The sequence below is a fragment of the Mycobacterium sp. ML4 genome, from assembly GCF_054515735.1.
This window is the reverse complement of sequence record NZ_JBTNSY010000037.1, coordinates 14,720-33,969: the sequence shown is the minus strand read 5'-3', so window position 1 is coordinate 33,969 and position 19,250 is coordinate 14,720. Positions and strand designations below refer to the sequence as shown.

Genomic DNA, 19,250 nt, shown 5'->3' with positions numbered 1-19,250 from the left:
GATAGCCGCCAACAACGCTTTCGGGGTGTGGCAGACCAAGATCGGGCTCAACGCGGCGCTGGACGCGCCGAGTCTGCGTCATGCCATCGAGATCGAGAACCGCACGCAGATCCTCACCGGCTTCACCAACAATCCCGCCGAGGCCGCCGTGGCGCACCGGGAGAAACGGGCGCCGAAATGGGATCCGCTGTGAGAACTAGACTTTCGACATCACCTTGTCGGCGTACTTCTCCAGGTGCCGAATCTTGACGTCTAATGGCTCGGTGTCCGGTCCCTTGATGTAGGGCCAGCGGAAGCCCACGATGACGTCGGTGACGCCTTTGTCCTCGAGCCGCTTGATGCCGTCGACGGTGTAGGCGTCCGCGGAGATGACGTGGATCTCGAACGGGCCGCCGCGGCCCGCTTCTTCGCGGAATTGCCTGACACGACCGATGAGTCGGTCGAGTTCCGCGGCATCATTACCGCCGCCGTGCATCCAGCCGTCCAGCCGTGCCGCCCGGCGCAGTGCGGCATCGGCGTGACCACCTACCAGGATCGGAATAGGCTCTGACGGAGCCGGACTCATCTTCGTCTTGGGGATGTCGTAGAACTCACCATGGAACTCGTAGTATTCACCAGTGGTGAGGCCCCGTATGATTTCGATACACTCGTCGATTCGCTTGCCGCGCTTGGCGAACGGCAGTCCCATCAGCTGATAGTCTTCCGGCCAGGGGCTGGTCCCCACGCCCAGGCCCACCCGGTTGCCGATCAGCGCGGCCAGCGAGCCGGCCTGCTTGGCCGTCAGCGCCGGGTGCCGTACCGGAAGCTTGAGGACGAAGAAGTTGAACCGCAACGTCGTCGTCACCGCACCCAAAGCCGCTGTCAGAACGAAGCTTTCGATTATCTCCTTACCGTCGAGAAACTCTCGGTTCCCGTCCGGTGTGTACGGGTACTTCGAGTCGGATTCGAATGGGTAAGCAAGGCTGTCGGCGATCGTCATACCGTGGTAGCCGGCCGCCTCGGCGGCTGTGGCCAGCGGGATGTAGAAGGCGGGGTCGGTCATCGACTCCGCGTAGCTGAACCGCACGTGATGTCTACTCTCATCGAAGGGCATGGAAGGGGCGCGTTCCTCGACAGTAGAACGTGGTTCGTCAGAGCTGGTTCTCCGGTCCGATGACGGCCCACACCGTCTTGCCCGACGAGGTCGGCGTGCTGCCCCAGACCCGCGACAATGCGTCCACGATGGCCAGCCCCGTGACATCGATGCCTTTGGGTGGAGATGACAGCCGCAGCGCGGGCGCGCCACTGGCATCAGACACCGCGATGGTCGCGGCCTGACCGTCGCACTCAATCCGTATCACCGGGTCGCTGCCGGTGTGCTCGAGCACGTTCTCGATGAATACGTTGACCACCACCAGTGCGACCGGGATCAGACCCGGTGTGGACCAGGAGGTGAGCCACTCGCGGACCAGCCGGCGCGACTCGCGCAGACTGGTCAAGTTGGCGGGCAGCTTCGCCTGCGCGTGCTGCAACTTGCGGCGTCCGAGCTTGGCGACGGCCTTCATCGCCGCTTTCTCGGTCGTGTACACGGGCATGAAACGGGCCACCCCGCTGCGGGTGATCGCGTCGCGGGACGCGCGATTCGACGAGATCAGCACAATCGGCACATCCGGGCGGGTCTCCAATTGCCAGCGCGCGCTCACGAAGGCCGACCACGATGCTTCGTCGGGAACCTGCAGCGCGCCGACGTCGACGACGACGGCGGAGGGCGCGTCGATGGTGGCTTTCGTGATGGTGTCGCGGAGCTCCGCCGAGTTGTTGGTATCCAGCACGCCCTCGGTGGTCAGCACGACCACCGAGTCTTGGGTGCGCGACGCCAGAGCCAATGCAGGCGACCTGGCCACCGCGCTCACCTCGGCCCTCCCCCGGCGCGGGGCATCGGGAACGTGCAGGCCAAGCCGATCGCGTCGTCCACGTCCATGTACCGCTCCTCGAAGTTTTGCCCCGTCGCCGAAATGCCGCCAAGAAGATCTATCTTCGGGCACACGCACCGTTTTGCGGAAGTGCCGTGTCACCGACGTGGCTCGAGACCAGTTCGAGCGACCGCACGATGCGCCATGCCAAAGCACATACCCCTCACGGGGACTACCCACTCCGGGCACCCGCTCAACCTCTCGAGCGGGAGATACCCGGTCCGGATGTGTCAGCGGTTGGGTGCGTACGGCGGCGCGCCGATGCCGGCCACCGAATGAGTGCCCCACGGGGTCTGCTCGACGATGCGGGCTGACGTGCTGTGCCGGCCGATCGACAAGGTGCCGGCCCGCGACTGCTTGAGCGAGTCCTCCGGCAGGGTGTCAAGAACCGTCCCCTGCCAGTGGTAATTGCCGTCCAGTGGGTCGAGGTGTCCGGCCAGACGCACGTGCACCGGATGGCGAACGCCGCCGACCTCGAGCGTCGCGTCGCCCTCGTAGGTGTCCTCGTAGTCCGGCACGCTGGCGGACAGGTCGAATGCGGATGCAACCGGCGGTGGCGTGACGGGCGCGAGTTGGGCGCGTTCGTTGTAGACCTGCTGGCTGCTGTGGCGCACCTCGATGCGGCGGCTGCCGCTGCGGTGCAGCGACGCCACGCACTCGGCGATGTAGCGAGCCTGCGTGCCGACATCGGGTCCGGCGAGGAAGAAGTGATTGGGAAACCCGCGAACCGCCACTCCACAAAACGGCTCCATGCCATCGTCCCAGGCCTGCCGCAGGGTCAGCCCACCTGCGCCGGCCAGCGACTGGTCGTCCACGATAGTGGACCCGGTGCCGTAGATGATCGCATCGACGGGGTGGTCCATCCCGTCGAGCGTACGGATGCCCGTTGCCGTGACCGCCTCGATCGCTCGCGCCACTTCGGGCCCACGGCGGGCCCGGCGCAGAAGCCGGCGCTTGGTGCGGGTGGACCACAGCTCGATCCCGGTGACCACCCGGCGCGGCGCGCACGGGAAAACGGTGACCGATCTCGCCGAGCGCAGGAGCCGGCTCAGCCGGTGCCCCGTAAAGGAGTCGGCGCCCACGACCGCAATGTGCTTGCCGTCTCCGTAGAAGTTGGGGTCCCACCGCGCCGCATGGAACCACTCACCTAGAAAGTCGTTGCGGCCGGGCAGATTCGGAATGTAGGGGACGGACGGGTCGGCGCCGACGACGACCCGGGCTTGGACGGCCCCGTCGTCGCCGTGCAGCACCCAGCTGTCGGTGTCGTTGTCGAACACCGAGCGACGCACCGAGTCGAGCATCGTGATGTCAACGACGCCGGCCGCACGCAGGGCGTCCCGCACGCAGCGGCTGGCCTCTCCGGCGCCGGTGATCACTACGGCATGCGGCGTGGTCACAAAAACCTGCTGCGCTTCCACCCGCGGCGGGCGATCCGGCCCATCAGTCCGATTTCGGTCAAAAACGCTGCCAGCGGCGCGAATCCGGCGACCTGAATCTCGCGGCGGTGCTCGCTGGTGCGCGCCGCGTGCCGGGCCCGCATCGGGTCCAGCCCGGCGCGGGCATAAGGGACGGGATTGCTGAACAGGTAGTTGAAGAAGTAGCCGCCGAGCCCGTTGATATTGGCCATGAACCACCGGTTGAACCGCGGCATCTCAGCGACACGCTTGCGTGCGCCGTCCCGGGCGAACTGGATGTGGCGGGCTTCCTCGGTGACGTGAATCCGCATCAGCCGCTGAATGATCGGCTGCAGCTCCGGGTCATCCATCATCTGCCGCTGCAGCGAATCGAAGATCTCCTCACCGATCAGCGCCGCCACCCACAGCATCGAACCGCGCTGGAACGCCAGCGGCAGCGCGTTGATGATGTAGCGATGAAAGCGCCTGGGCTGCACGGGCTTTGCGCCGATTCGTTCGATTGCTTTGCCGAACATCACCATGTGCCGGGTTTCGTCGCCCAATTCGGTCAGCTTGTAATGCGTTGACCGGCTTGTCGGGTCCTCATGCAGGATTGTCCGCAGCAGCGACTGGTTGAGCATGTTCTCGAACCAGATCCCGGCCGAGAGCGTGTTGACCAGTTCTTGTCGGGACAGCTCGATCTGTTGCTCTCGAGTCATCTCGTCCCACATCGGTGTGCCGTAAAGGGACACCAGCCGGGGCGGCAGGAAGAACTTGTCCGGGTCCAGGGGGGCGTCCCAGTCGATGTCGACAACAGGTTCGTAGGACTTCTTGACCGAGCCCTTGAGCAGGCGCTCGGAGAACTCCTCACGACTCGGCCCGCCTGGTCGCACCGCAGTGGTCATCGTTGACCGTCCCTTCGATCGCGTAGATCAGACGTTAGGCAGATCACACCCGTCAGTCAATACCTTGGGTACTAGGTACCCGCGGTCCCAGATAGAAGTTGAGTGGTCTCGGTTAGCTTGAGGCATGAGCCGTCATATTCACGTCATCGGTGTCGGTGTCGGTGATCCCGATTATGTGACGGTGCAGGCGATCAACGCACTCAATGACACCCAGGTTTTCTTCGCCATGGACAAAGGCGAGATCAAGGGCGATCTGGTCGCCTTCCGTCAGCAGATCTGCGCCCGCTACATCCGCGATCCCGGGTACCGATTCGTCGAACTGCGTGACCCGCAGCGAACCACCACGGGCGACTACCGGCAAGCCGTCTCCGACTGGCACGCCGAGCGTGCCCGGATCTGGGCGGCGGCGATCACCGGGGAACTCGCACCCGACGGCGTGGGCGCCTTCCTGGCGTGGGGCGACCCATCGCTCTACGACAGCACGCTGCGCATCCTGGACGCGGTGGCCGCCGAAGTCGAATTCACCTTTGACGTCATTCCGGGCATCACCGCGATACAGGCACTGACCGCCCGGCATCGCATCCCGCTCAACGACGTCGGCGAGGCGGTGTTGATCACCACCGGCCGTCAACTGCGCACCGCCGGCCTGTGCGGCTCCGCCGTGGTGATGCTCGATGCCGATTGTTCGTTTCAGGTGTGTGCGCCCGAGACCCGGATCTGGTGGGGTGCGTACCTCGGCACGCCGGACGAAGTGCTGTTCGCGGGCAGTGTCGGGGAGGTGGGGGCACGCATCGTCACCGCACGCGCGCAGGCTCGCGCACGCCACGGCTGGATCATGGACACCTACCTGCTGCGGCCCGGAGCCGAAAAAAACTGCACTGAACAGGTGTTATGACGTTCTAGCGGCTAATTGCGGGACGACTCGACGGTCTGCGAGCATGTGCTCCGGCGGGCGGTGGCCGCCCGCATGCGGGAGGTGTGGCGGTGTCGTGGGTTTCTGCAACTCCCGAGTACGTGGCAGCGGCGGCCGATCAATTGTCCGGCATCGCCTCGACGATCAGCGCGGCCAACGCGGCGGCGGCATTGCCCACTTCGACGGTGCTGGCGGCCGGCGCCGATGAGGTGTCGGAGGCGGTCGCGTGGCTGTTCGGTTCGCACGCCCAGGCCTATCAACTGGTCAGTGCGCAGGCGGCGGCGTTTCACCAGCAGTTCGTAGCGCTGATGAGTGCGGGCGCGAGCCAATACGCCGCGGCCGAAGCCGTGAACGTCGCCCCGCTGCAAGCCCTCGCTGCCGCCGCCACCGATCCCTTCGTCGCGCTCACGGGACGGCCCTTGATCGGTAATGGCGCCGACGCCACGACGCCGGGCGGCAACGGCGGTGACGGCGGGTGGCTGTTCGGCAATGGCGGCAAGGGTGCGGCCGGTGCCCCCGGTCAGAACGGTGGCAGCGGCGGATCCGCGGCCTTGTTCGGCAATGGCGGTAACGGGGGCGCGGGAGGGGCGGGCGTGACTCCTGGCGGCTCCGGTCAACCCGGCGGCAACGCCGGCAACGGTGGTAACGGTGGCAACGGTGGCTGGATCTGGGGCACCGGCGGTGGCGGCGCAGCAGGCGGGCTGGGCGGCAGCGCGACGATCCCGTTCGGCGCTCAAGCTGTTGGGCAGAACGGCGGCAACGGCGGCAACGGCGGCTGGGGCGGCCGGGGTGGATTCCTGTTCGGCGACGGTGGAACGGGTGGTCACGGTGGCGGTGGCGGACTGGGCACCAGCAGCATCGGCGTCAATCCGGGATTCGGGACCGAGGGCACCGGCGGGTTCGGCGGCAACGGCGGCAACGGTGGTCAGGGCGGGTGGCTCTACGGCAACGGCGGCGCCGGCGGCAACAGCGGTGACGGCGGCGGCTACATCAACCAGCCCGCCTACGGGGGCGCCAACGGAGGTTCGGCCGGCACCGGCGGCGCCGGAGGCAACGCCGGACTCTTCGGCCACGGCGGAGCCGGCGGTCACGGCGGCCTGGGCAGCAACGGGCTGTCCGGCTCCAACAGCGGCGGAGCCGGCGGCAGCGGCGGCTGGGGCGGTGAGGGTGGCACCGGCGGCCTGATCTGGGGTGACGGCGGACTCGGCGGGAACGGCGGGGACGGCGCTACGGGCGGGAACATGGGCGACGCGTTCTTCCTCAACACGTCAGGCAACGGTGGCGCCGGCGGCTGGGGCGGGGCCGGTGGCGAATCCGGTTTGTTCGGCAACGGCGGGGGCGGCGGCCACGGCGGCAACGGCGGCGTCGCAGGCCGCGGCAACGTTGCGCAGCCCAGTCCGCACGTGGCCTACGGCTACGCCGGCCAGGGCGGCAATGGCGGTCAGGCTGGCGACGCCATGTGGTTCGGTAACGGCGGCAACGGCGGTCAGGCAGGCAACGCGGCCTTCAGCCCGGACCCGGCTTCCGGATTGGCGAGTGGGATGGGCGGAGCTGGCGGCAACGGCGGTCTCATCGTCGGCAATGGCGGCAACGGCGGCGACGGCGGTCTCAACGGTGCGTTCGGCGGTGACGGCGGTTCGGGCGGCAGCGCCACCTTCATTGGCAACGGCGGCAACGGCGGGAACAGCCACGGCCCCGGCGATCCCGGATTCGGCGGCGACGCAGGAATTCTCGGCATCGCCGGACGCCCGGGCGCGACCCTGTGAACTGGGCTTCGGCGCACGCCGGCCCGACGCGGAGGCGCTGATCCCGACGAGAACGCGCGCTCCGCACATCCGATACCGCGATAAGATTCACGTTCACGTGCTAAACACGAGATAATCACGGCATCGCGCGTCGGGAGAGGTTTCCGAATGTCCTATGTGTTCGCCACACCTGAGTGGGTTGCTGCGGCGGCCTCGGATCTGGCGAGCATCGGTTCCACGATCAACGCGGCCAGCGCGGCGGCGGCAATGCCGACCTCAGCAGTCATGGCGGCTGGTGCCGACGACATCTCGGCGTTGATTGCGGCGCTGTTCGGCGCACACGCGCAGGCCTACCAACTACTCAGCGCCCAAGCCGCGACGTTCCATCAGCAGTTTGTCCAACTCATGGCCACTGGTGCCGGACAATACGCGACGGCCGAGGCAGCCAACGCGACGCCGATGCAGCACGGCGCGGCGCCCTCCGGCGAACCCGCCCTGGCAGCGGCCGCCGCACAGTCGAACGCGCTGGGCGCCAACCGTCTCCGCGTCGCGGCAGGCGGGGTTCACAGCGGTGGACAACAGTTCACCGGCCGCGCTTCTGCGTTGTCCGCCCCAGCCACCGGATCTACAGGATTCTTCGGCACCGGCGGGGGCGGTTCTGCGGGTGCCCTCGGCACGGGCACGCCGGCCGGTGTCGCGCCCGCCGGTGAGGTCGCGGCCGCGGGGCCGGCCAACGGCGCCGCATTCGCCCCTGGTTTCATCGGCGGCGCCGGTCTCGCCCAACCCGCCGCACAGCCCGCCAAGAGCGACAACGGAGGGCACGCGGCCAGCACCCCACACGTCCAGCCTGCCGAAGCGAACGTCGATGCCCAGCGCAGCGGCTGGCTCTACGGCGACGACGCGCCCGTGTCAGGTCGTGCTCCGCACGGTTCCGACAGCTTCTTCTCCCCAGGCGTCAGGCACGGGCTTTTCGGCCACAGCGGAGCCGGCGGCAGCGGTCCGCTGGGCGAGCCTGGCATCGCCGCACCGGCCCGATAGGCCGTCCCGCTCGAATTCCGTCAAATCCCGGGCACGATCGCGCCGACCGCGCTACGCTCCGCTCTCGCGGGTATCGGCGGGCGTCTAGTCGGGAAGAGGTTTGCTGCGTGTCCTTCGTCAATGCGTCGACGGAGTGGGTCGCTGCTGCGGCAGCGGATCTGGCCAGCATAGGTTCGGCCATCGACGCCGCAAGCGCGTCCGCGGCGGCGCCGACGTCGGCGGTACTGGCGGCGGGGGCCGACGAGGTGTCCGCGATGGTTGCGGCGCTTTTCGGTGCGCATGCCCAGGCCTACCAGGTGCTCAGCGCCCAAGCCGCCTCGTTTCACCAGCAGTTCGTGTTGTTGATGAATGCGGGCGCGACGCAGTACGCCACCGCCGAAGCCCTCAACGCGCTGCCCATGCAGGCGATCGCGGCGGCGACCAGCGATCCGTTTGTGGCGCTGACCGGACGTCCGCTGATCGGTAATGGCGCCGACGGCATCAACGGCACCGGCGCCGCCGGCGGTGACGGCGGATGGCTGTTCGGCAATGGCGGAAACGGCGGTTCGGGTGCCGGGGGCCAGAACGGCGGGGCCGGTGGTTCAGCGGGGCTGTTCGGCAACGGCGGGAACGGTGGTGCCGGTGGAGCCGGCGCCAACGCCGTCGGGCCTACGGCAGGACAGGCAGGCGGCAACGGCGGCGTCGGTGGAAATGGTGGCTGGCTGTATGGCCAGGGTGGACTGGGTGGGGCCGGGGGCAGTGGCGGCAACGCCAGCGGCGTAAGTCCCACCGGTGCGGGTTTCAACGGCGGCGTGGGTGGCAGCGGCGGTGCCGGGGGCGCCGGTGGGCTGCTGTTCGGCCAGGGCGGAATCGGCGGTCGCGGTGGCGATGGCGGCAACGCCACCGGCGGACTGGGTGGTGCCATCGCTGGAACTGCCGGACCGGCCGGCAACGGTGGCAACGGCGGTCACAGCGGCTGGATCTACGGCGACGGGGGTGGCGGCGGAGACTCCGGCAACGGTGGTTCGTTTGTGACCAACAGCGCCGTGGCGAACGGGGTGAGCGGCGGTAGCTTCGACGCAACGGGCGGAAACGGCGGCAACGCTGGGCTGTTCGGTAACGGCGGTGCCGGCGGCAACGGCGGGCTGGGCGGCGCGGGACAATCGGTCACCGTCGGCGCATTCGGCATCGGCGGTCAGGGTGGCGGCGGTGGTTTCGGCGGCAACGGCGGTGACGGCGGGTTCTTCTTCGGCAACGGCGGCCAGGGCGGTATCGGCGGCCTGGGCGGCAACGGCGGAAACTCCGCGGCGGGGGTATTCAGCTTCAACGGTGGCGGCGGTTACGGCGGCTTCGGCGGCCAGGGCGGACAAAGCGGGTTGATCGGCAGCGGCGGTGCCGGCGGTGCCGGCGGCGGCGGCGGGAACTCCGGTAGCGGCGGGAATAGCGGCGGCGGAGCAGGTCCTGGCGTGCTGGGCGGCCGTGGGGGTGACGCCCAACTGTGGGGCAACGGCGGCGCCGGCGGGAGCGGCGGGAACACCGGCGCAGTAGGGTCAGGTTCAGCAGCGCAGGTGTTCCAGACCGCTGTGGGCGGCAACGGTGGCAACGGCGGCTTTTTCTACGGCAACGGTGGCAACGGCGGCTTCGCCGGCACGGTCCCCGCCGGCTTCAGCGCACCTTCGGAAAACGGGATCGGCGGTAATGGCGGCGATGCCGGCCTGGTAGGAAACGGCGGGAACGGCGGAGCAGGTGCGGGTGCCACCCAGGGTGGCGTCGGTGGCAAGGGCGGCACCGGCGGCACGCTGTTCGGTCAGCCCGGCGCTGACGGGCCGCCATAGCTCCCGACGGCGCACCGGTGACCTGCAGGCCCAGCGGCATCGGCCGTGCGCTACGCCAACGGGGGGTGTTCATCAAGCGGGCAACACGGTCGCCGGGCGACACGATCGGGTCGTGCATCCGGCAGACTGGACAGGTGCCCGAACTTCCTGAGGTCGAAGCGCTGGCAGATCACTTGCGCCGGCACGCCGTCGGCCTGGTAGTCGGCCGCGTCGACGTCGCCGCGCTTTCAGTGCTCAAAACCTTCGACCCACCGATCAACGCACTGCACGGCCAGACCGTGCTCGGGGCCGGTCGGTGGGGAAAATATCTCGGACTGCAAGCGGGCGAATTGTGGCTGATCACCCATCTGTCGCGGGCGGGCTGGCTGCGCTGGTCGGACAAGCTGGCTGCCGCGCCGCTGCGGCCGGGGAAGGGGCCGATCGCGTTACGAGTGCACCTGGGCACTCCGGGCGAAGCTCCGGGTTTCGACCTCACCGAGGCCGGCACCCAGAAGCGGTTGGCAGTGTGGCTGGTTCGCGACCCGCAGCAGGTGCCGCAGATCGCTTCGCTGGGCCCGGATGCGCTGGAGCTCGGCCCCGACGACCTTGCCCGGCTTCTGGCCGGCAACACCGGGCGGATCAAGACCGTCATCACCGACCAGAAGGTGATCGCCGGCATCGGCAACGCGTACAGCGACGAGATCCTGCACGTCGCGCGTCTCTCGCCGTTCGCCACAGCCGCGAAATTGTCGGCCGAACAGCTCACCACCCTGCACGATGCGATGGTCTCCGTCCTCACCGACGCGGTGAACCGATCCGTCGGCCAGGGCGCCGCCATGCTCAAAGGCGAGAAGCGCTCCGGGCTGCGGGTACATGCCCGCACCGGGTTGCCGTGCCCGGTGTGCGGGGACACGGTGCGCGAAGTCTCGTTCGCGGACAAGTCTTTTCAGTACTGCCCGACGTGTCAGACCGGCGGCAAGGTGCTGGCCGACCGGCGCATGTCGCGGCTGCTCAAGTAGCCGATATGCTGCCTGGGTGACCCGCCAGAAGATTCTCATCACCGGAGCCAGTTCCGGCCTGGGTGCCGGCATGGCCCGTGCCTTCGCCGCCAAGGGCCGTGACCTGGCGCTGTGCGCCCGCCGCACCGATCGGCTGGAGGAGCTCAAAGACGAACTCGCACAACAGTATCCGGCGATCAAGATCGCGGTGGCGCAACTCGACGTCAATGACCACGACCAGGTTCCCAAGGTGTTCGCGGAGTTGAGCGACGAGCTGGGTGGCATCGATCGCGTCATCGTCAATGCCGGCATCGGCAAGGGTGCCCGGCTGGGGTCGGGCAAGTTGTGGGCGAACAAGGCGACCCTCGAGACCAACCTGATCGCGGCGTTGGTGCAGATCGAAACGGCCCTGGAGATGTTCCATCAGAGCGGATCCGGTCATCTCGTGCTCATTTCCTCGGTGCTCGGCAACAAGGGCGTACCCGGCGTCAAGGCGGCTTACGCGGCAAGCAAGGCCGGGCTCAGTTCTCTGGGTGAATCGCTGCGTGCCGAATATGCCAAGGGTCCCATCAAGGTGTCGGTGATGGAGCCCGGTTACATCGAGTCGGAAATGACCGCCAAGTCGGGCACCACAATGTTGATGGTGGACAACGAAACCGGCGTCAAGGCTCTGGTCGCCGCAATCGAAAGGGAGCCGGGCCGGGCCGCCGTGCCATGGTGGCCGTGGGCGCCGCTGGTGCAGCTCATGCGGGTATTGCCGCCCCCACTGACCAAACGCTTCGCCTGAGGGTTCCGCGTCCCGTCCCGGCGAGCAGACACAAAATCTCCCGACACGCCGGTCAATATGGTGATTTTGTGTCTGCTCGCGGTCGAAAAGTCACTGGGCACGGCCCCGCTCCGCCCGGTAGTGGCGCACCAGTGCATCGGTCGAGCTGTCCGACTGCCTGTCCGGCGACGCGTCACTGGTGATCACCGGCAGCAGCGCCTTGGCCTGAGTCTTGCCCAACTCCACGCCCCACTGGTCGAACGAATCGATACCCCACACCACGCCCTCGGTGAACACCTGATGCTCGTAGAGCGCGACGAGCTGCCCCAGCGCCGACGGGGTGAGCCGGGTGGCCAAAATCGCAGTGGACGGCCGGTTTCCGGGCATCACCTTGTGCGGCACCACATCGGCCGGGGTGCCCTCGTCGGCGATCTCCTCGGCGGTCTTGCCGAACGCCAACACCTGGGTCTGGGCGAAGAAATTGCTCATCAACAGGTCGTGCATGCTGCCCGTGCCCTCGGCCGTCGGTAGGTCGTCGAGCGGCTGGCTGAAGCCGATGAAGTCGGCGGGTATCAAACGCGTGCCCTGATGAAGGAGTTGGTAGAACGCATGCTGCCCATTGGTTCCCGGCTCGCCCCAATAGATTTCGCCGGTGTCGGTGGTCACCGGGCTACCGTCGGCACGAGTCGACTTGCCGTTGGATTCCATGGTGAGCTGCTGCAGATACGCGGCGAAGCGGGCCAGGTCGTTCGAGTACGGCAATACCGCGCGCGATTGAGCGCCGAAGAAGTTGGAGTACCACAAGCCGATAAGCCCAAGCAGTGCCGGGGCGTTCGACTCCAGCGGGGCGGTGCGAAAATGTTCGTCGATGATGTGGAAGCCAGACAGGAAGTCGGAGAAGGCTTCCCGGCCAATGACGGCCATCACCGACAACCCAATCGCGGAATCCACCGAGTAGCGCCCGCCAACCCAGTCCCAGAAGCCGAACATGTTGTTCGTGTTGATGCCGAACTCGTCGACGAGGCGCTTGTTGGTGGAGACGGCGACGAAATGTTTGGCCACCGCGGAGTCACCCAGCGCCCCGGTGAGCCAGCGGCGGGCGGCGGTCGCGTTCGTCAGCGTCTCCAGGGTGGAGAAGGTCTTTGAGGCCACCACGAAAAGGGTTGTGGCAGGGTCTAAATCGGCCAGTGCCGCGACAAGGTCGGCCGGGTCGACGTTGGATACGAAGCGCGCGGAGATGCCCGCGTCGGCATAGTGGCGCAGCGCCTGGTACACCATCACCGGGCCCAGGTCCGATCCGCCGATGCCGATGTTGACCACGGTCTTGATCCGTTCTCCGGTGGCACCTTTCCATTCGCCGTTGCGCAACCGGTCGGTGAACTCGCCCATGGCGTCGAGTACCTCGTGCACGTCACGCACGACGTTTCGACCGTCCACGACGAGTTCGGCATTGCGGGGCAGCCGCAACGCGGTATGCAGCACCGCGCGATCCTCCGAGGTGTTGATGTGCGCCCCGGCGAACATCTGGTCGCGGCGCTCCTCCAGCTTGGCGGTCCGGGCCAGATCGATCAGCAGCCGCACTGTCTCCCGGGTGATGCGGTGCTTGCTGTAGTCGATGTAGAGATCACCGACGGTGAGAGTGAGGTCGCGGCCGCGATTCGGATCGTCGGCGAAGAACTCGCGAAGGTGGGTGTCTCCGATTTGATCATGATGCTTGCGCAAGGCGTCCCATGCCGAAGTGTCAGTGATGTCGGGGATGGATTCGGAGGTCATATTCCGACCCTAATGCCGCGCGGAAGGGATGGTCGCTCAGCGGGGCGCTACGCCCAGTCTCTGCTGCAGATCGGGCAGCATCGCCTGCAACTGCTCACCCCAGTACGACCAGGTGTGGGTGCCGTTGGCGGGAAAGTTGAACACGCCGTTGTGTCCGCCTTTGGCCTGGTATCGGGCCTGAAACACTTTGTTGCTGATGCGCGTGGCGCTTTCCAGCAGACTGGCGTCGAGCTTGGGGCCCAGATCCGAGCCACCGCCGTTGCCGGTGTACACCCAAATGCGGGTGTTGCTGGCCACCAGCTTCGGCACGTTGACCGTGGGATCGTTGGCGGCCCACGCCGGGTCATCGGGTGGCCCCCACATGGCGTCGGAGCGGAAACCGCCGGCACCGAGTTGCGCCGCGCCAACCAGGGTCGGCCAATTGCCGGCGGAGAGGTTGAGGAAGCCCGACATCGACGCGGCGTAACTGAAGATGTGCGGATGGTCGGCGGCCAAAACCAGGGCGGCTGACCCGGACATGGACGCACCGACCACGGCGTTTCCCGCCGCGTTGATCGCCTTGTTGGACGCCAGCCAGGCGGGCAACTCCTCGGTGAGGAATGTTCCCCACTTGTAGGTCCAGGTTCCGCCGTTACCGACCGCCGGCCGGTACCAGTTCGTATAGAAGCTGGCCTCGCCGCCGGTCGGCATCACCACCGCAAGCCCGGACCGGCTGAACCATTCGAATACGGGCAGGTGGATGTCCCACGCGTTGAAGTCGTCGCGGGCGAGCATCCCGTCGAGCAGATAGACCGCACGGCTGCCGCCGCCCTGGAACTCCACCTTGACCTGACGGTTCATCGATGGCGACGGCACCATCAGGTATTCGATCGGCGTCCCCTGCCGCGACCAGGCCGACGCGGGGACAGCACCGTTGGTCAGCTCGCTCAGCAAAGCGAGCAACGCCGCGGCTGATAACACAATCAGCCTACGCAACGGCGAAAGCCCAGCTGTCAGTGCCGTGACCATTTCCGGGGAAATTTACCCCAGCAAAGCCGGGATCGGCAGAAGGTAACGGCGTTAGTAACCGTTTAGTGGCCGAGTCGTCCCCGGCCCAGACGTAACAGCAGCATCGCGAGGTCCTTGCCATCGGGCCCGAGTTCGCTGTAGCGCTCGATGACCTTCATTTCGCGGCTGTGCACCAGCCGGGTGCCGCCGGAGGCCATTCGGACCTTGCCGATCGCCTGGGAAACCTCTGCGCGCCGCTTCACGGCAGCCAGTATCTCGGCGTCCAGCCGGTCGATCTCCGCCCGCAGCTCGTCGATGCTGAGCTGTTCGGCGCCGATGGTCTCTGTGTTCATCTCTGAAATCTCCGCGTTCTCGTGAGGTGGTGGTTCTGGTCTCATCCGGTTCGGGCCTCACACAAGAAACGAGCCCCGAATCGCCGTAGCGGACCGGGGCTCTGCGAAAGCAGCTAGACCACGGGCACCGCTGGCCGGTACCCGTAAAAAAATCGAGGCTGCGTGTTGAGCACGCACCGAGTGTGCCACCAAGTGGCTTATAGGTGCAAAAACACGCATCACGAAGGCGATGTACCGGTGCGACAAGCGAACTGAATTCGCGGAAAGCTTCGGACGTGCAATCTCCCATTCCGGCTTCGTCAACATCGGTAGCCGCCACTCGGGAGTCAGGCAGACAGGATTCGGCCGGTAGTCACGGGCTGGTCACCGCTGTCGGCGAGCGGCGGTAAGTTTGGACCGACATGAGTGTGCACGTGACCCGAGCCAAATACCCACGACCCGGTGCGGTTGATGAACTGCTGGACGGCCTCAACCCGCAACAGCGCAAGGCGGTGGTGCACGAGGGTTCGCCGCTGCTGATCGTCGCCGGTGCGGGCTCGGGGAAGACGGCGGTGTTGACTCGCCGCATCGCCTACCTGATCGCCGAACGCGGGGTCAGCGTCGGGCAGATCCTGGCCATCACCTTCACTAACAAGGCCGCCGCCGAGATGCGCGAACGGGTGGTGAACCTCGTCGGCGACCGTGCCCGGTACATGTGGGTGTCCACGTTCCACTCGTCCTGTGTGCGGATCCTGCGCAATCAGGCGTCGCTGATCGAGGGTCTCAACTCCAACTTCTCCATCTACGACGCCGACGACTCACGCCGGCTGCTGCAGATGATCGGCCGCGACATGGGCCTGGATATCAAGCGGTTCTCGCCGCGGTTGCTGGCCAACGCCATCTCGAACCTCAAGAACGAACTGATCGACCCGCACCAGGCGGTGTCCAACCTGACCGACGAGTCCGACGAGCTGGCACGCACCGTCGCATCGGTGTTCGGCGAGTATCAGCGCCGGCTGCGCGCGGCGAACGCGCTGGACTTTGATGACCTGATCGGCGAAACCGTCGCAGTACTGCAGACTTTCCCGGATATCGCGCAGTACTACCGGCGCCGGTTCCGGCATGTGCTGGTCGACGAATACCAGGACACCAACCACGCCCAGTACATGCTGGTGCGCGAGCTGGTCGGTCACGGCGGTTCAGCGAGGCTCGCCGGAGTCGGCCCCTCGGCCGGCGGAGGCGAGGCGAAGCTGGGACCGGCGAACGAACACGGCGGTTCGGACGAGGTGCCGCCGGCCGAGTTGTGTGTGGTCGGCGACGCCGATCAGTCGATTTACGCCTTTCGTGGAGCCACGATCCGCAACATCGAGGACTTCGAGCGCGACTATCCCGACGCCACGACGATTCTGCTGGAACAGAATTACCGCTCGACGCAGAATATCCTGTCGGCGGCCAACTCGGTCATCGCGCGCAACTCAGGGCGCCGGGAGAAGCGGTTGTGGACCGACGCCGGTGCGGGCGAGCTGATCGTCGGCTATGTCGCCGACAACGAGCATGACGAGGCCAGGTTCGTCGCCGAGGAAATCGATGCGCTGGCCGACCGCGGCGACATCACCTATAACGACGTCGCGGTCTTCTACCGCACCAACAACTCGTCGCGGTCGCTGGAGGAGGTTTTCATCCGCGCTGGAATCCCCTACAAAGTCGTTGGGGGAGTGCGCTTTTACGAGCGCAAGGAAATCCGCGACATCGTCGCATATTTGCGGGTGCTGGACAACCCCGGCGACGCGGTGAGCATGCGGCGCATCCTGAATACGCCGCGCCGCGGCATCGGTGATCGCGCCGAGGCGTGCGTGGCGGTGTATGCCGAGAACACCGGGGCCAGCTTCGCCGACGCCTTGCAGGCAGCGGCCGAGGGCAAGGTGCCGATGCTGAACACGCGCGCGGAGAAGGCGATCGCCGGCTTCGTCGAGATGCTCGACGAACTGCGCGGCCACCTCGATGACGATCTGGGCGAACTGGTCGAGGCTGTGCTGGAACGCACCGGATACCGGCGCGAGCTGGAATCGTCGACCGATCCGCAGGAGTTGGCGCGGCTGGACAACCTCAACGAATTGGTCAGCGTTGCACACGAATTCAGCACCGACCTGGCCAACGCAGCCGCTCTGGCCGAAGACGCCCCCGAGGACGAGGACGTCCCCGACACCGGTGTCCTGGCTGCGTTCCTCGAGCGGGTGTCGCTGGTCGCCGATACCGACGAGATTCCGGAGCATGGCGCCGGTCTGGTCACGTTGATGACACTGCACACCGCCAAGGGGCTGGAGTTCCCGGTGGTGTTCGTCACCGGCTGGGAGGACGGCATGTTCCCGCACATGCGGGCGCTGGACGACCCGATGGAGCTGTCCGAGGAACGGCGCCTGGCGTACGTCGGCATCACCCGGGCCCGGCAACGGCTGTACCTGAGCCGGGCCATCGTCCGGTCGTCGTGGGGACAGCCCATGCTCAACCCCGAATCCCGCTTCCTGCGTGAGATTCCGCAGCAGCTTATCGACTGGCGCAGGCTCGCCCCCAAACCGTCGTTCAGTGCGCCGGTGAGCGGTGCCGGGCGGTTCGGCATTCCTAGGTCTGCGCCGACACGTTCCGGGGCCAGCAAGCGGCCCCTGGTGGTTCTGCAACCCGGGGATCGCGTGACGCACGACAAGTACGGCCTGGGTCGCGTCGAGGACGTCTCCGGCGTCGGCGAGTCGGCGATGTCGCTGATCGACTTCGGCAGTGCGGGCCGCGTCAAGCTGATGCACAACCACGCGCCGATCAGCAAGCTCTGAGTTCGTGTCGCCGAACGTGCGCTGACGGCGAAGAAAACGCGAAAAGACCGCCGACTGTTCACGTTCGGCGGAGTGGGGAGCGGCTATCCGACCCAGCGCCTGGTATCGGGAAGCAGGGCGAGCAGCACGCTCGCGACCGGCAGCAGCGGCAGCGTGTGCACCACCCACCCAACCCGTGCACCGGCTATGAACACCCCGAGATAGGTCAGCAGCGCAACCACCGACCCCGCCACGATCAGGTAGCGCCCCACCGCGCGGTGCAGCAGCAGCGCGATCACGCCGGAAACGGTCGTGATCGCAAACACCAGCGCCAGGAACCCGACCGCGATGCAAAACAGGCGATCGGTTTGCCACCAGCCGGCAATAAGATCAGTGGCTACCACTGAGGTGGCCCACCCGCTGACAATGCTCACAGCGCTGGCCGCCACGGCCGTCCGGGAGCTCGGCTCGTGGCTCAGCACGGCAGGCAGCGGGGGGATCCCGCCGCCCAGTGCCGCTTCCAAAGGGCCCGCGGCACGCGGGATTCGGGTGGTCGGCTGCGCGGCTATCGGGGGCAGCGGACCGCTCGGAGCCCGCCGGATGATCTTCGTCCGTGGCTCGTCAGGTGGTTCGGCGGGTTCGGGCGGGTTGTCGCTCGCAGCGGGATCGTTCGGCCCGGTCACAGGTCAGCCGGCGTAATTGCCGACGGACAGCCCCCGCTTCGCCAGCCACGGCACAGGATCTATCCGCTCACTGCCGTTCATCAGCACCTCGAAGTGCAGGTGCGGACCGGTGGAGTTGCCACGGTTGCCCATGGTGGCTATCTGGTCGCCGGCCATCACGCGTTCACCGACGCTGACCAGCGTGGTGTTGACGTGCCCGTACAGGGTGACGGTGCCGTCGGCGTGCAGCAGTTTGACCCATGCTCCATATCCGGCGGTCGGGCCGGCGTCGATGACGACACCATCGGAGACCGCGTAGATCGGAGTGCCGATCGCATTGGCCAGGTCGATGCCGGCGTGCAGGACACCCCAGCGGTAGCCGAAGTTGGAGGTGAAGATGCCCTTGGTCGGCATGACGTACAGCGGTTGCTGCAGGCGCGCCTCACGCTGTGCGCGCTCCTGCGCGAAGGCCACGCCACGGGCGAGTTCCTCGTTGTGCACCGAGGCGTTGGCCGGCTGGGCGGCGATCACCTGAACACCCCGCGGCGAAGTCGAGCCCGAGCCGCCAGAGCCGCCCGAGAGCGTCGAGGCGTTGGCTGTCAGCACCGTCTCGATCTTGGTGTCGCCGGATTGGTTGATAGCGGTATGCGTGGCCGCCGCTGCCGCACCGGCAGCCATGGCGCCGATCAGCAGGCGGCCCTTGGCGGCGCTTGTCGGCTGCTTGCGGTGGCTGCCGCCGCGACGGGTAACGGGAGTGACGTGGATGGCTCGTGTGATCGGGTGCTCGGTTTCGACGGAGACTCGGGGCAGCACCTCGGTGACCGGGGCAGCCAGCCACATCGGAGTCAGATCATCGGTGTCGTCGAGGTCGTCGAGTTCGGGAGCCTGTAACAGGTCGTTGCCGAACGTGAAATCGGAGTCGCCGAAGTCCAACTCGTCGAGGTCGGTCAGCTCCATGTCATCAACTTCATCAAACCCGTCTAACGGGATGATCTCGGTGACTTCATTGCGGTGATGATGGGGCCAGCGGTCCCGGGGTGCGCGCGTCGACTGCGCGGCGGCAGAGCGGGCCAAAAGGTGCTGGGACAACCTGAAATGTCCTCGGATCGTGACCATAACGTTATCTGGACCTTGAGAAGGTATCCGCAAACGTAGGCGGCTGGCAACCTCAGTATCAAATCCCGCCAA

At 66.9% G+C, this 19,250-nt stretch carries 16 protein-coding genes and 2 pseudogenes; 9 read left to right on the top strand and 9 right to left on the bottom strand.

What is annotated here, in order from left to right; all coding sequences use genetic code 11:
* A pseudogene (locus tag ACX9NE_RS27390) lies at window positions 1-193 on the top strand (enoyl-CoA hydratase/isomerase family protein); the annotation flags it as partial.
* Between the two features lie 3 nt (window positions 194-196).
* Here ACX9NE_RS27390 and ACX9NE_RS27385 read toward each other — a convergent pair.
* From ACX9NE_RS27385 to ACX9NE_RS27370, 4 genes are all read right to left on the bottom strand, one after another.
* Entirely contained in the window at window positions 197-1,066 is an 870-nt protein-coding gene (locus ACX9NE_RS27385; RefSeq protein WP_459364847.1) for a TIGR03619 family F420-dependent LLM class oxidoreductase, read from the bottom strand.
* A gap of 64 nt (window positions 1,067-1,130) precedes the next feature.
* The gene (locus ACX9NE_RS27380; RefSeq protein WP_459364846.1) at window positions 1,131-1,892 is read right to left on the bottom strand and encodes an STAS domain-containing protein; all 762 of its coding nucleotides are present in this window, start codon (window positions 1,890-1,892) and stop codon (window positions 1,131-1,133) included.
* Window positions 1,893-2,182: 290 nt separating this feature from the next.
* The gene (locus ACX9NE_RS27375) at window positions 2,183-3,349 is read right to left on the bottom strand and encodes a DUF4873 domain-containing protein (RefSeq protein ID WP_459364845.1); all 1,167 of its coding nucleotides are present in this window, start codon (window positions 3,347-3,349) and stop codon (window positions 2,183-2,185) included.
* On the bottom strand, window positions 3,346-4,251 hold the full coding sequence (locus ACX9NE_RS27370) for an AurF N-oxygenase family protein (RefSeq protein WP_459364844.1): 906 nt from the start codon (window positions 4,249-4,251) through the stop codon (window positions 3,346-3,348). The genes ACX9NE_RS27375 and ACX9NE_RS27370 overlap by 4 nt, the downstream gene beginning before the upstream one ends.
* Before the next feature lie 124 nt (window positions 4,252-4,375).
* On the opposite strand from ACX9NE_RS27370, the gene cobF reads away from it, so the two are divergent.
* The 7 genes and pseudogenes from cobF (at window position 4,376) to ACX9NE_RS27335 (ending at window position 11,525) form a co-directional block, all read left to right on the top strand.
* The gene (gene cobF / locus ACX9NE_RS27365; RefSeq protein ID WP_459364843.1) at window positions 4,376-5,146 is read left to right on the top strand and encodes a precorrin-6A synthase (deacetylating); all 771 of its coding nucleotides are present in this window, start codon (window positions 4,376-4,378) and stop codon (window positions 5,144-5,146) included.
* 89 nt (window positions 5,147-5,235) lie between these two features.
* On the top strand, window positions 5,236-6,930 hold the full coding sequence (locus ACX9NE_RS27360) for a PE family protein (RefSeq protein ID WP_459364842.1): 1,695 nt from the start codon (window positions 5,236-5,238) through the stop codon (window positions 6,928-6,930).
* Between the two features lie 147 nt (window positions 6,931-7,077).
* Window positions 7,078-7,947, top strand: a complete 870-nt coding sequence (locus ACX9NE_RS27355; RefSeq protein ID WP_459364841.1) for a PE family protein — start codon at window positions 7,078-7,080, stop codon at window positions 7,945-7,947.
* A gap of 107 nt (window positions 7,948-8,054) precedes the next feature.
* On the top strand, window positions 8,055-9,761 hold the full coding sequence (locus tag ACX9NE_RS27350) for a PE family protein (RefSeq protein WP_459364840.1): 1,707 nt from the start codon (window positions 8,055-8,057) through the stop codon (window positions 9,759-9,761).
* Window positions 9,762-9,778: 17 nt separating this feature from the next.
* Window positions 9,779-10,138: pseudogene (locus tag ACX9NE_RS27345) on the top strand (DNA-formamidopyrimidine glycosylase family protein); the annotation flags it as partial.
* 153 nt (window positions 10,139-10,291) lie between these two features.
* Window positions 10,292-10,759, top strand: coding sequence for a zinc finger domain-containing protein (locus ACX9NE_RS27340; protein WP_459364851.1), 468 nt, complete (start codon window positions 10,292-10,294; stop codon window positions 10,757-10,759).
* Window positions 10,760-10,775: 16 nt separating this feature from the next.
* Window positions 10,776-11,525, top strand: a complete 750-nt coding sequence (locus tag ACX9NE_RS27335) for an SDR family oxidoreductase (protein WP_459364839.1) — start codon at window positions 10,776-10,778, stop codon at window positions 11,523-11,525.
* A gap of 90 nt (window positions 11,526-11,615) precedes the next feature.
* On the opposite strand, the gene pgi is transcribed toward ACX9NE_RS27335, so the two are convergent.
* The 3 genes from pgi to ACX9NE_RS27320 all read right to left on the bottom strand — a co-directional run bounded on the left by pgi (window position 11,616) and on the right by ACX9NE_RS27320 (window position 14,662).
* Entirely contained in the window at window positions 11,616-13,277 is a 1,662-nt protein-coding gene (gene pgi, locus ACX9NE_RS27330) for a glucose-6-phosphate isomerase (RefSeq protein WP_459364838.1), read from the bottom strand.
* A gap of 36 nt (window positions 13,278-13,313) precedes the next feature.
* Window positions 13,314-14,285: an esterase family protein gene (locus ACX9NE_RS27325; protein WP_459364837.1), complete on the bottom strand. Its 972-nt coding sequence runs from the start codon at window positions 14,283-14,285 to the stop codon at window positions 13,314-13,316.
* A 62-nt stretch (window positions 14,286-14,347) separates the two neighbouring features.
* Complete coding sequence (locus ACX9NE_RS27320) at window positions 14,348-14,662, bottom strand: chorismate mutase (RefSeq protein WP_459364836.1); 315 nt, start codon at window positions 14,660-14,662, stop codon at window positions 14,348-14,350.
* Between the two features lie 356 nt (window positions 14,663-15,018).
* Between ACX9NE_RS27320 and pcrA the strand changes: the two genes are divergently transcribed.
* Window positions 15,019-17,421 (top strand): DNA helicase PcrA, encoded by a 2,403-nt coding sequence (gene pcrA, locus ACX9NE_RS27315; RefSeq protein ID WP_459364835.1) that lies wholly within the window; start codon window positions 15,019-15,021, stop codon window positions 17,419-17,421.
* An 83-nt stretch (window positions 17,422-17,504) separates the two neighbouring features.
* Here pcrA and ACX9NE_RS27310 read toward each other — a convergent pair whose 3' ends face one another.
* Window positions 17,505-18,083 (bottom strand): hypothetical protein, encoded by a 579-nt coding sequence (locus ACX9NE_RS27310; RefSeq protein WP_459364834.1) that lies wholly within the window; start codon window positions 18,081-18,083, stop codon window positions 17,505-17,507.
* A gap of 3 nt (window positions 18,084-18,086) precedes the next feature.
* Window positions 18,087-19,151, bottom strand: a complete 1,065-nt coding sequence (locus tag ACX9NE_RS27305; RefSeq protein ID WP_459364833.1) for a M23 family metallopeptidase — start codon at window positions 19,149-19,151, stop codon at window positions 18,087-18,089.
* Window positions 19,152-19,250 lie beyond the last annotated feature (99 nt).

Excerpts from the sequence above, each read along its gene's own strand:
- ACX9NE_RS27370 (WP_459364844.1), bottom strand. The coding sequence starts at position 4,251 with ATGACCACTGCGGTGCGACCAGGCGGGCCGAGTCGTGAGGAGTTCTCC.
- pcrA (WP_459364835.1), top strand. The coding sequence starts at position 15,019 with ATGAGTGTGCACGTGACCCGAGCCAAATACCCACGACCCGGTGCGGTT.
- ACX9NE_RS27325 (WP_459364837.1), bottom strand. The coding sequence starts at position 14,285 with ATGGTCACGGCACTGACAGCTGGGCTTTCGCCGTTGCGTAGGCTGATT.
- ACX9NE_RS27355 (WP_459364841.1), top strand. The coding sequence starts at position 7,078 with ATGTCCTATGTGTTCGCCACACCTGAGTGGGTTGCTGCGGCGGCCTCG.
- cobF (WP_459364843.1), top strand. The coding sequence starts at position 4,376 with ATGAGCCGTCATATTCACGTCATCGGTGTCGGTGTCGGTGATCCCGAT.
- pgi (WP_459364838.1), bottom strand. The coding sequence starts at position 13,277 with ATGACCTCCGAATCCATCCCCGACATCACTGACACTTCGGCATGGGAC.
- ACX9NE_RS27320 (WP_459364836.1), bottom strand. The coding sequence starts at position 14,662 with ATGAGACCAGAACCACCACCTCACGAGAACGCGGAGATTTCAGAGATG.